Annotated in this window: 9 protein-coding genes and 1 pseudogene; 2 read left to right on the top strand and 8 right to left on the bottom strand. The window is 40.8% G+C overall.

The window, feature by feature from the left end:
* Nucleotides 1-483: 483 nt before the first annotated feature.
* From HUK45_RS08950 to HUK45_RS08935, 4 genes and pseudogenes are all read right to left on the bottom strand, one after another.
* On the bottom strand, nt 484-1,818 hold the full coding sequence (locus HUK45_RS08950; RefSeq protein ID WP_191912023.1) for a dipeptidase: 1,335 nt from the start codon (nt 1,816-1,818) through the stop codon (nt 484-486).
* Between the two features lie 13 nt (nt 1,819-1,831).
* Nucleotides 1,832-3,313 carry a YfcC family protein gene (locus tag HUK45_RS08945; RefSeq protein WP_413230831.1) on the bottom strand — a complete coding sequence of 494 codons (1,482 nt, stop codon included), beginning with the start codon at nt 3,311-3,313 and terminating at the stop codon, nt 1,832-1,834.
* 421 nt (nt 3,314-3,734) lie between these two features.
* Nucleotides 3,735-5,305: pseudogene (locus HUK45_RS08940) on the bottom strand (amidohydrolase).
* A gap of 16 nt (nt 5,306-5,321) precedes the next feature.
* Entirely contained in the window at nt 5,322-5,990 is a 669-nt protein-coding gene (locus HUK45_RS08935; RefSeq protein ID WP_191912021.1) for a YczE/YyaS/YitT family protein, read from the bottom strand.
* A gap of 215 nt (nt 5,991-6,205) precedes the next feature.
* Here HUK45_RS08935 and HUK45_RS08930 point away from each other — a divergent pair, with 215 nt between their 5' ends.
* Nucleotides 6,206-7,486, top strand: coding sequence for a dicarboxylate/amino acid:cation symporter (locus HUK45_RS08930; RefSeq protein WP_191912020.1), 1,281 nt, complete (start codon nt 6,206-6,208; stop codon nt 7,484-7,486).
* 100 nt (nt 7,487-7,586) lie between these two features.
* Here HUK45_RS08930 and HUK45_RS08925 read toward each other — a convergent pair whose 3' ends face one another.
* Together HUK45_RS08925 and HUK45_RS08920 are read right to left on the bottom strand one after the other, a co-directional pair.
* Entirely contained in the window at nt 7,587-8,066 is a 480-nt protein-coding gene (locus HUK45_RS08925; protein ID WP_191912019.1) for a GNAT family N-acetyltransferase, read from the bottom strand.
* 12 nt (nt 8,067-8,078) lie between these two features.
* Nucleotides 8,079-8,528 carry an Lrp/AsnC family transcriptional regulator gene (locus tag HUK45_RS08920; RefSeq protein WP_003716441.1) on the bottom strand — a complete coding sequence of 150 codons (450 nt, stop codon included), beginning with the start codon at nt 8,526-8,528 and terminating at the stop codon, nt 8,079-8,081.
* Between the two features lie 233 nt (nt 8,529-8,761).
* Between HUK45_RS08920 and HUK45_RS08915 the strand changes: the two genes are divergently transcribed.
* Nucleotides 8,762-9,229: a universal stress protein gene (locus HUK45_RS08915; protein WP_102167902.1), complete on the top strand. Its 468-nt coding sequence runs from the start codon at nt 8,762-8,764 to the stop codon at nt 9,227-9,229.
* A gap of 245 nt (nt 9,230-9,474) precedes the next feature.
* On the opposite strand, the gene HUK45_RS08910 is transcribed toward HUK45_RS08915, so the two are convergent.
* Together HUK45_RS08910 and HUK45_RS08905 are read right to left on the bottom strand one after the other, a co-directional pair.
* Nucleotides 9,475-9,624 (bottom strand): hypothetical protein, encoded by a 150-nt coding sequence (locus tag HUK45_RS08910; RefSeq protein ID WP_191912018.1) that lies wholly within the window; start codon nt 9,622-9,624, stop codon nt 9,475-9,477.
* A gap of 82 nt (nt 9,625-9,706) precedes the next feature.
* On the bottom strand, nt 9,707-11,680 hold the full coding sequence (locus HUK45_RS08905; protein WP_191912017.1) for a glycoside-pentoside-hexuronide (GPH):cation symporter: 1,974 nt from the start codon (nt 11,678-11,680) through the stop codon (nt 9,707-9,709).
* Between the last annotated feature and the right edge of the window lie 374 nt (nt 11,681-12,054).

Raw genomic sequence — 12,054 nt, 5'->3', positions numbered from 1 at the left:
AACCTTCTTTACATGATTTTTGTGGTGAATTGATTGTACAACACGAGGACAGCAGTTGTCCTTTTTGTGTACAAAAAAACTGGCATTGATTTTTTATCAATACCAGAAAGTGTATACCCAGAAAAAGCATTTCGCTTTTCCTCACCCTTATTTTGTTTATAAATAATAGAGTATTTTAATTTGACGAGTCCTGCGTCCTACTGCAACATTGCCGAAACGTGTTCGCAGGGAACTTACTGGCTTTCCGGAAACTATTTGGGACGAAGACACTCTATTAAATGTGTTTGACCTAACCTTCCTCAAACTAATTTTCTACTGCAACATAGTCAAAATGTGTTCGACCTAACGTTTTGTTGCTACAGAGTCAAGATCTGCTCGCGACGACCGTCACCTCCGTCTAACTAGATCAGCCGACCATTGGATAAACCAATAATCGGCTGATCTTCCTTAGTACTCGGTGACTAATTCGTCGTCGCTCACACTCTAATCCACACACAACCTCCTTATTGCCTGAGCATAGATTTCCATGGCTTTGAACATGTCCTTAAGAGGCCATTGTTCGTTGGCTTGGTGCATGTAATCGGGAGTGGTTGGTAGCATTCCACCAAAGGCCACACAGTTATTCATTGTTCGAGCAAAGGTAGCACCACCGGAAATTTGTGGTGTGGCGGTGGTATCACCAGTTTGTTCTTTGTAAACTTCCATCAAGGTTTGAATTAGTTTACTATCCTTTGGAACGTATAGCGGTGCAACATAGTCAAAGTGAACGTACTTGAGATCATATGGCGCAACCCGTTGAGCAAGCTTGTCCAGTAGTTTATCCCGATCAACGGTAACAGGAATTCGCAGATCAATTTGCATCCGGGTTTCCTTTTCGTTGATTTCGAGACTTGAAATATTAATGGTCAAGTGCCCAGATTCATCTTCAACATCACCGAGGAGGTTAGTACCGGTGGCATCTTCCTTGAAGAGCTTGCCGATGAAATCAAGTGGTTTAAAGTCAAAAACATCATCTAGGACGATTGCCAGTCGAAGAACGGCATTAGTTCCTTGTGGTGCTAACATTGCATGGACTGACTTTCCGAGAACGGTAATTGAATTTTTATCGCTGGTGTATTCAAACCCATGCTTATCAAGGGCAGCTTTTACTTCATCTTGTTTTGGCCCATCATAAACGGCCTTATCTGGGACGGCATTGAAGGCATTCTTTAGACTCAGCTTAAGTTGGTCCGTTCCTGGTCCAACGAGGTAGGATTGCTGAAGACCCTTTTCGGCATAGATCAGTGGGAATTCCGCATCAGGAGAAATTCCACTATCAATTTGGCTTTCCTTCTTGTTATACTGAGCAATTCCCCGCCAAAGAATTTCTTCATCGGTTCCGTAGATAAAGCGAATTCGTTGGTTAAACTTATAACCACGGTCCATCAAAGCTTTAACAGCAAATAATGCAGCAATTCCAGGTCCCTTGTCATCTTGAGAACCACGTCCGTAAACGGCATTGTTAACTACTGTTCCCTTAAATGGATCATGTTCCCAGGTCTTGGGATCACCAGCAGGAACAGTATCAAGGTGACAAATTACACCAAAAATCTTGTCGCCTTCACCAACTTCAGCATAACCATAATACCCATCAGGATCTTCGTAGGTTTTAAATCCAAGCCGTTCACAAATTTCCATCATCTTATCAAGGGCGTTCCGGATCCCCCGACCGAATGGAGCACCATCTTCAGCAGGTTGATTGTAAGAAGGTACGGAAATTAACTCTTCAAGAGCGTCGGCAGCCTCTTGTTGTTCTTTTTCGGTAACTAATTCTGTCATAATTTAATTCCTCCTAGAGTACGGCAGCGATTCCTAAGAATACACAGGTAACGATGAATAGGTAGATCATCAATTTCAACATCCACTTCCACCAAATACTGATGTTAACGTGAGCAATCGCTAATGCTCCCATAACAATTCCAGAAGTTGGGGTGATTAAGTTAACCCAACCTGAAGCAGCCTGGTAAGCCGTAATAACTAGGCTTCCCGAAACGTGAGCAAAGTGCCCAAGAGGACCAATAATCCCCATCGTTGCAGCTGCTAGTCCAGAAGTAGATGGAATTAAGAAGGACATTGGGATGTAGAAAATGTAGGTCAAAATAATAAAGATACTTTGTGAAAGACCGTGAAGACCAGTTTCGCCCCAATGAAGGACGGTTCCTGTGATCATCCCGTTATTCATTACAACTTGGATTCCCCGGGCAACGGCAACAATAATTGCAACGCTAAGGAAGTCAGCCATACCCTGCATAAAGGCGTCGATGAACTCACTTTCTTTCATGTGGTAAACCCACATAATCAGAACCGACATAAAGAGGAAGAGCATGGTAATTTCGTTGAAGTACCAGGTTCCTAGTGGTGCCATATCATGACCGAGTAAATTGCCTAAGAACGGGATACTAGTCAGCCATTTAGTAAAACTGTCAAAGAATGTCCAGTGACTGTTTAGGTTAGTCCATGGAATTAAACCAAGAATCATAATTGCAAACGTAAGACCAAAGAGCCAAATAACTGCTTTTTGCCGTTTCGACATTTTGAAATCGCCATCGTCAGACCGGACTTTAATTGCGAACCGCTTTTCATCCGCTGCTTGTTGGTGATAAACAAGCGATTTTTCAGGATGCTTTTCGATTACAGAAGCATAGTGATAAACATAGATAATACTAATGGTCGTCGTAATAATCAGGAGAAGAACCCGTGAACCTAAACCATCACCTGGTGAAATATTTAATGTTTGTGAAGCAACTCCGGTAGCAAACGGGTTAACGGTTGATGCTAAACAACCAACCTGGGTCCCAACAAGGGCAATCGCTACGGCAACTAATGAGTCGAAGCCAACGCCCATCATTACAGGGATCAGTAATGGGTAAAAGGCAATTGTTTCTTCACCAATTCCATAAGTAGAACCACCAATAGCAAAAAGGATCATTAGGATCGGGATCAGTAATTTTTCTCGTCCCTTATAACGGTGAACGATTGAACTAATCCCTTCATTGAGAGCATCTGTCTTATTTACAACCCCAAGAAAGCCCCCAATGACAAGAATGAATAGTGAAACTGAAATTGCTCCTTCAGTTTTTTTGTCACCAACCATCCCAATAACAGGCGCCATAAAGACGTCCCAGATCCCTTGAGGTTTACTAGCAACCGAACGATAGGTGCCAGAAATAATATTTCCAGCCTTGTCGGTTGCGTATGTTCCGGCTGGGATAATCCAGGTTAATACAGCAATAATAACAATGATAATAAATAGAATCGTGAACGCTGACGGCATATGAAACCGATGCTTTTTCTTAACTTCTTGCAAATTTCTCACTCCAATCCCCAAAAAACTAATTTGCAAATCTATTCACAACCCTATTGTAAACTTCTTTGAAAGCGGCATCAATTGGGAAATTAGAGTGTGAAGCCGTAAAAAGCTCCCGGGTGATAACGATTTCTCTCGACGAAGGCGACTCGCGCCTAGGAGAGAGGTCGTTATCTTGAGGGAGCTTAGGCTGAGCACGTTTAGAATATGTTGCCTAGGACTCTAGCAAGTCCCTGGAGAGCAGTTCTTGACTCTGTTGCCTAGAAGAGAGGTCGTTAGCTCGAGGAAGGTTAGGGCGAGCCAATTTCGACTTTGTTGTCTAGGACTCTAGCAATTTCCAAAATCAAAAGGCCAGGAACCAATCCCAGCCTTTTTCAAAGTCAAATATTTATTCTTCAAAAACTTTTTCCCCAGCCATCCAGGTTTCTTTAACCCGAACAGTTTGCAGATCGTCATGGGGAACAGTGAAAATATCCTTATTGAGGATGACGAAATCAGCTGCCTTGCCTGCTTCCAGAGTACCATTATCGTCAAAGCCACCGATTTTAGCACCATCACGGGTATATCCCAGAACCGCTTGTGGAACCGTAATTGCTTCATCAGCATTCACAACGTCACCATTAGCTGCTTTCCTGGTGACAGCGGCATAAATACTGTAGAAGGGGCTGTCAGGTTCAGCCCATGGAGTGGGGCATCTGAACTTAAGCCAAGCATTGCCTTGGAATTTAACATTGTCTTTACTCGATATGCTAGCTTGAATTGTTCAGCGTTAAGGTAATGACGGTATGATTCATCTTCAGCAAAGAAGAAGATCGGTTGAGTTACTAAGGCATACTTCATTTTACTATTAGCAATTTCAGCGAACATTTCATCATCCATTAAGGATGCGTGTTCAATCCGTACTGATGGCATTTCATCAAGCCATGGATCGAGATCCTTGGTAACATCAATAACGGTTTGAATAGCCTGATCGCCCATTGCATGAACGGCTAACTGCAGCTTGTTTTCACGTGCCATATTAACAGCACGAGCCAGTTTGTCCTTCGATGTAAGACTAACTCCCATTTTCCCTGATGGGTATGGTTCAGCATTAAATGCTGTTTCACCAGAAATGCTACCATCCATGAAAACTTTAATTCCGGCAACGCGAAGTTTAGCGTCGCCACTTGATTGGAGGCCCTTTTCGGGATCAATTTCATCAAAGACATAGTAAATTGATGCCTTAGGGGCAAAACCATCCTTAACCGCGTCCTGGTAGAGCTTGAGAGAGGTATATGGCTTCATTCGTCCCATCATTTCGCCAATTGCAACGATTCCATTGGCAAGATAGTGCTTGGAACTCTTAATCATGTTTTGGACGTCGCCTTCATAACTTTGAGCAGACTTAGCACGAATCAAAAGCTGAGATGCGGCAACCTCTCGCATGAAACCAGTCGGTCGGCCATCAGCGAATCGTTCGATCTTTCCACCAATTGGGTCAGGAGTATTTTCGTCAATTCCAGCGAGTTCAAGGGCTTTAGAATTACCAACAGAAGAATGACAGTCTGAACGGTAAATAAAAATCGGTTGAGTAGTTGAAACGGCATCGAGATCGTCCCGGTTAGGGCTCCGGTGCTCGGCTAATTTGGTTTCGTCAAATCCCCATCCTTCGATCCAGACATCTTCACCCTTACCATAGGCGGGAGATTTACGTAATGCTTCTTGCATTTCCTTAATACTGTTAACGTTTGGCGGGGTACAAGCGACACCATGTAATGCATCGGCAATGTATTTTGGATGCGTATGGCAGTCGATTAATCCCGGAAGAACGGTTTGCCCCTTAAGATCAATTGTTTCTCCTTCTGGGACTGGATCATTACCGATCCATTTAATTCGGCCGTCTTCAACGATCATGCCATTGGCAAAGTGATCTTCTGAATCGCCAACAAAAATATGACCATTAATGTAGGTTTCCTTCATAATAAAATTACCTCTCTTAATACTTGTAATTTAGGTGGTGGTGTAATTTGCTAAAGAAATGATGATCAGACCAACCAATTAGGTAACCTTGTGTAAGAATGTTATAAACTGTCCCGAAGTTAACGGCAACTAACTGGTGAGTCTCAATTACTGAGATAATGATTAAAATAATTGGCGGAATATAACTTGTCCATTGTGACCAGACAGCGGAACCGTGCATAAAACGAAACCGTAAAATATATGGGAAGTCATCATTCGGATGCATAATCAGGTTGGCTCGCTGGTAAAGTGAAACAGCGGCAGCAATGCCAGATAGCCCAATAATATCAAGAACGACGCGAAGCCAAATATTGAGTTCGGGAACGCCAATATAATTGAAGAAGTCAGCAAATCCCTGAAGAATATAACTAAAAGGGATGATGTAAAGAAGATTACGGATTAACCGAAAGTAATCAAATCTTCTTAACAGAAGCAAATTAGTGATTGCAACGATAACTCCTTCAATCAATAGCATATTTCCTAGTGACCAGTGGAGCCAGTTGCTAAGATTAGCAGCGGAGGCAGTCCAGATTGCACTTCCCATGTTTGTAGAAACGGTAAGACCGTTGGAACAAGCATTTAGCAAAATGGAAAATGCTAAAAAGCACCAGCGACCAGTGAGACTATTTGCCCATTGTTTGGTCAATTGTCGATTTCCTCCTTTGAAATAGACTATAGTAATATCCTACTTCTATTTACGCGAAAAATAAACCGCTTCCAAACAAAGAATAAGTGAATAAATAATTATTAGTATGAAATAACTGTTCGTCTTTTGTTAAGCAAAATTTAAATTTTCCTAAGAAAAACCCTAAAAAATATGCTAAAGTAGAACAAGACATTTTTTAAGGAGTCTGATTTAAGGTGAAAAAATACCGAATTTCACGCCTAAGCATGGGCTGGCAAATTATGATTGGGCTAGTATTAGGGATTATCTGTGGGATGATCTTTTATCATAATACTGGTGCGATTAAGGTCATGCAGAGCTTAGGAACTATTTTTATTCGTTTGATCCAAATGATCGTTATGCCAATCGTTGTTTCTTGTTTAACGGTCGGGATTGCGAACATTGGTGATATTAAGAAGTTAGGACGGATAGGTGGGAAAACTTTAATCTACTTTGAAGTTTTAACTACAATTGCTATTATTCTTGGGTTAGTGATCGGGAATATTACTCACCCGGGAACGTTTATTGATATCCATAAGCTTCATGCTACTGACATTTCAAAGTACATGGCAAGCGCAAAGACTGCCTCACATGACAGTGGCTTCTGGGATCTAATCCTTTCAATTATTCCGACGAATATTTTTAAGTCAATGTCTGATGGGGATATGATGCCAGTAATTCTCTTCTCAGTCCTCTTTGGTTTGGGGATTGCTGCGGTTGGTGAGAAAGCCAAAATTCTTATTGATGTGTTGAATGCAGTTGCTGAAGTGATGTTCAAGGTTACTAACTGGGTAATGAAGTTTGCGCCAATCGGGGTCTTTGGTCTGATTGGGATGACAATTGCCGAAATGGGAATTAGTGCTTTGTTGCCACTAGGTTTGTTTATTGTGATTGCCTATATAACAATGATCATCTTTGTTGTGGTGATTTTGGGGATTACTGCCCACTTATTCCACTTGCGTTACTGGAAGACAATGCACGTTATTCTTGATGAAATTATTTTAGCCTTTACAACAGCAAGTTCTGAGGTTACGTTGCCACGGCTAATGGAGAAGACACAAAAGATGGGTGTCAGCAAGGGGATTGTTTCCTTCGTTATTCCAACTGGGTATACCTTTAATCTTGATGGTTCAGCAATTTACCAGTCATTAGCAGCATTATTCCTTGCTCAGGCATACGGAATTCATTTAACCTTTGCCCATCAGTTTACTTTATTGGTTGTCCTGATGATTACCAGTAAGGGGATGGCCGGTGTGCCAGGGGCATCCTTCGTTGTTCTTTTGGCAAGTGTTTCGACAATTGGTGTGCCGATTGCAGGATTAACCTTTATCGCCGGAATTGACCGGTTTGTTGATATGGGACGAACGGCCGTAAACGTTGTTGGTAATTCCATTGCAACCCTGGTTATTGGTGAATCCGAAAAAGAATTTAACCGTGAAGAATATAATCACTACCTAGATACTTACGGTAAGAACTAGAGTGTGAGTCAGCTCCTGGCGAACGGATCTCAGTTCTTATTCAAAAAAGCCTAAAATTTGTTCAAAATGAATTTCACTTTGGACAAATTTTAGGCTTCTTTTAGAAGTGTTTAACAAAGATTTTGAGTGTTCTGAGTTTGCCATCAATGATTGAAATCTGTGGTAAGACGCCACATTGCTGATAGCCACACTTTTGAAAAAGTTTTTGACTAGGAAGATTATTTTCGTAAACGTAAGCAATCACAGTTTTAATATCAAGGTTGTCGGTAATTTGCTGGTCAATGAACCTTAAGATCTGCTTTCCGTAGCCTCGTCCTTGGATACCGGGAGCTAAATAAATTGAGATTTCAGCAGAAAATTGATAAGCCTGATGCGGGTAGAACTGACCAAGTGAGCACCAACCAATGATTATTGAATCGCTGATTACTACCCAAATCGGGAAATGATTGAGCCAGTCTTTACGACTATCGATAGTGATAGGCATTTCATCGTCAGTGATATCATGGCTTGGAACTGCACTATTATAAATTGCAACGATTCTTGGCAGATCATTTGTGGTTGCTCGACGAAAACTAAGCATTAGTAATCGCTCCTATTCTTGGGGATCACTTAGTTGAACGCCGCGGTGATCAACGCTGGTGCTAAAGACAATTTGGGTACTTGTCTTGCCGAAGCGTTGTTGAATATCATTAATGAAGTCATCAAGATCAGTTGTTGATGGGAAAACGACTTCCATTACTTCGGAAAAATCACCGGTGACACAATTACATTCAATGACGTTCGGAATGTTCTGAATATAAGGATAAAATTCTTTCTTTTGCCGAGGTTCAAGTTGAACTTGAATAAAAGCTTTAACATGGAAGTTAATTTTTTCGAGGTTAATATCTGCTTGATAGCCCTTGATAATACCGGAACGTTCCAACTTGCTAATTCTTGCTGCAATTGCAGGGGAGGAGATAAAACATTCTTTTGAGAGATCCTTTAGGGACGCTCGAGCGTTTGTTTGTAAAATATTGACAATTTTTCGATCAATTTTGTCCACGTTAATTACCTCATTTCATTAGATGCAAAATTAGAATTAATTAAGCATCCCTAATTAAATCTTAATATTATTTACCGTTGATTGTAATTGATTGCATGATGCAAGTCAAATGCTTAATCAGTAGAGAATAATTGATAAAAGTGATAAATAATAATTGCATAGTTACAAGCGCGGATTAATTAATGGTACAATAGTAATTAATAAATGTAAGAGGTTGAATGGAGGGTTCGATTATGGATCAAGAATATGAAAACATCTTAGTTCCAATGGATGGCTCAAAGGAATCTGAATTAGCGTTAGGACGTGCAGTAGCGGTTGCTAAGCGTAATGGTAAGGCACACATTGATGTATTAAACGTTATTGATACCCGTGCAATGGCTTATAACTTTGCTGGAATGTCTGATGGCAGTATTGCTTATCAATTGGTTGATAAGTCTAAGCAATACCTCGATGACGTTTTGAAGGGTGTTAAGGATAAGGAAAACTTTGATAATATTGATATTCACATTCGTTTAGGAAACCCAAAGACAATTATCGCGTTTGATTTTGTTCGGGATCACCATAACGATATGATTATGATGGGTGCCAGTGGCTTGTCACGGATGCAACGGGCTATTATGGGTTCTGTTACGTCCTATGTTAAGCGTAACGCCCCTGTTGACGTCCTCGTCGTTCGTACGGCGGTGGATCAGGTTAAGTAGTAGAGTGTCTTTGCTCCAAAGAGTTTCCGGAAGGCTAGCAATTTCTCCCGACTGGATGCTGAAAGCATCTGGGAGGGAGTTTGTTGTCTATAGGGGCTTCCCTGCGAACATATTTTGACTCAGTTGCAGTAGGAGTATCAGCTCTAGACTATGTTGCCAAGAACACATAACCCAATAAATAAAGAGTACGGAGTCAAACCCGTAATTCACTGAATTACGAGTTTGACTTCGTACTCTTTTTACGTTCAGGACTTAATTAAACAGACGATTGCATCAAGGAACATCCCAATTGCCATCAGGTCCATTGCTGGCATCATCTTATTTGTAAATGTTAAGTACAGGACAATCGCCCACAGAATAACGAAGAACCAGGCGACAACTTTATTTTTAGCCATTTTCACACCTCCGTCCTTGATTATAGAACAAAAAAGGCAGCTGAGAAAAATCTCAGTTGCCTTTTTCTTCAGAGGATAAGAACTACTTTTCTTGGTCCTTCTTAGTAACTTCCATAACGTTATCAGTTGTTGTAACTTCTTGGTTAGCAGAAATTAATTGCTTGAAGTTAAATTCTTCACTGTTAGTAACGGTAACGATAACGATAACGGTATCGTCAAGACCAGCCTTCTTAATAGTTGAGTCCCAGAATTCCATTAATTCGTCACCCTTAGCAACGTGTTGTCCCTTGTGGAAGTAGGTAACAAATCCAGTACCATGTAATTTAACAGTATCAATACCAATGTGGATTAACAATGCGATACCATTATCAGAAACTAAACCGACAGCGTGACGGGTTGAGAAGGTTGCACGAACAGTACCGCTGAATGGTGCGTAAACCTTACCGTCAGATGGCTTAATTGCAAATCCTTGTCCCATGCTTCCGTTAGCAAAGGCAGGGTCGCTAACATTCTTCAGGTCAATAACAGTACCAGCCACTGGGGCAGGGATTTCCGTTACACCAGGCTTAGGAGTTGATACTGATTCATCTTCATCAGCAATGATGGTTCCTTCGTCATCGCTCTTGTTAAGCTCTTTACCCCAAGTTTGTTCAAGTTCAGCAACAATCTTAGCGTGCATCTTTTCGTCTAATTTAACTTTAGTAGCAAAAATAATAACAGAAATAGCAAGCATAATTGCAGGAGCAAGGAACATAACAAGCTTAAATGTTGTTACGCCTGATGCAGAAAGTGATGATGCGGTAGCTCCGGCAGTCATTCCGGCGGCAATTGCAGTAGGTCCGATGATCCAACCGGAAACGGCACCGGCAAACTTATCAAGCAACGGCCGAACCGAAAGGGTTAATGATTCGTCACGGTGTCCTAACTTTAATTGACCATATTCAACTGAATCAGTAATTGTCATTAAAACAACTAAGAAGACAAGTGGTTGTGGAATAAAGAATAATTCAGCACCAATCAGAACCATTACTAGAGAATGACCAGCAAAAGCAAAAATTAGTAATCCTAGTGCCAACATACTGATGGAGCCATAGAATAACTTCCGCCGACTAATCTTATTAGTAAACATTGGGAAAGTAAGAACTGAGATAACACCGACAACCGTGTTTAAACCACCAAGGATTGAGAAGGCCTTGGCATTACCAAGGATGTATGTGAAGTAGTAAAGCTCCATACTGTTAACAAGTGTAATCCCGGTTGTGTAGAATAAGTAGGACATTGCAATGGAGAATAATTGATCGTTCTTAACAAGAACCTTGAAAACATCCTTAAGTTTAGTCTGTTCCTTGTTTTCACGAAGTAATGATTGTTGTTCGTGAGTTCCTAAACCAACACCAACAGCAGTAATGGCAGCGATAGCGGCAATAATTGCTGCAAAGATAAACCAACCACGGTCATCACCAGTACCACCGTTTTGGTTAGCAGAGAAGAATAGGACCATTGGCATAATAACAAAACCAACAATCTGACCACCAACGGTTGAACCAACCCGGGCAAAGGTAGCAATTTTATTACGTTCGTGTGAATTGAATGATAAGGCTGGCAGCATTGACCAGAAACCAACATCATTGAATGAGTAGAAGATATCCATAATGATGTATAAGATGGCAAAAATAATTAAGTAAAGATAAGGGCTAGAAACGTTTAAGCCACCTAGTGGGGTGAAAAGTGCTGCTAAGATAACAGCAGAAATAATTCCACCACCAACAACCCAAGGCTTAAATTTACCCCAACGAGTATGGGTCCGGTCAATTGCATTCCCGATCATTGGATCAATTAACAATTCGATAATCCGGAGAACCGCAATAATTGTGGTAATCCATAGAATCATGTGATCGTTGAAGGCTTTGTTACCAGAATGGAATAAGTGTCCGGTAACATACATAATAAAGTAAGTAGAGAGCAAGGCATAGAAGGCATCGTGTCCAAATGCACCCATTGAGTAGGCGAAACGGGCACGACCAACGTGTTCTTGACTCTTAGAACTATTGTTCATTGTAGACTCCCCTTTTCTGCATCAACATTTATAATAACTTACAGCCATTATGCTAAGCGCTTTCATAAAAGATGTCAATATTCTTTTAGTAAATTTTTACGAAAAAATTTGCTAAATAATTTGCCCATTAGGTAAAAAATGTTCAATTGGTATAGTGCTAATAGGCGAAATACAACAAGCAACGATGACTTAGTGATAATAAAATGGCTAGGGAAAATGAACGATTAGTAAATATTTATTTAATGATGAACAAAAAGGGGCTGTGACATAAGTCCTTTAAATTAAGAGAACCGTTCGGAATTTCATTTGAAATTCTGAGCGGTTCTTCCTTTTCTTAAAATTAATACTAAATATGGACAGCCTCCCGGCGATCT

The organism is Limosilactobacillus urinaemulieris (assembly GCF_014838745.1).
GTDB classification, from domain to species: domain Bacteria; phylum Bacillota; class Bacilli; order Lactobacillales; family Lactobacillaceae; genus Limosilactobacillus; species Limosilactobacillus urinaemulieris.
Note: the sequence above shows the minus strand (reverse complement) of the source record. Positions and strands in the feature narration are given on the sequence as shown.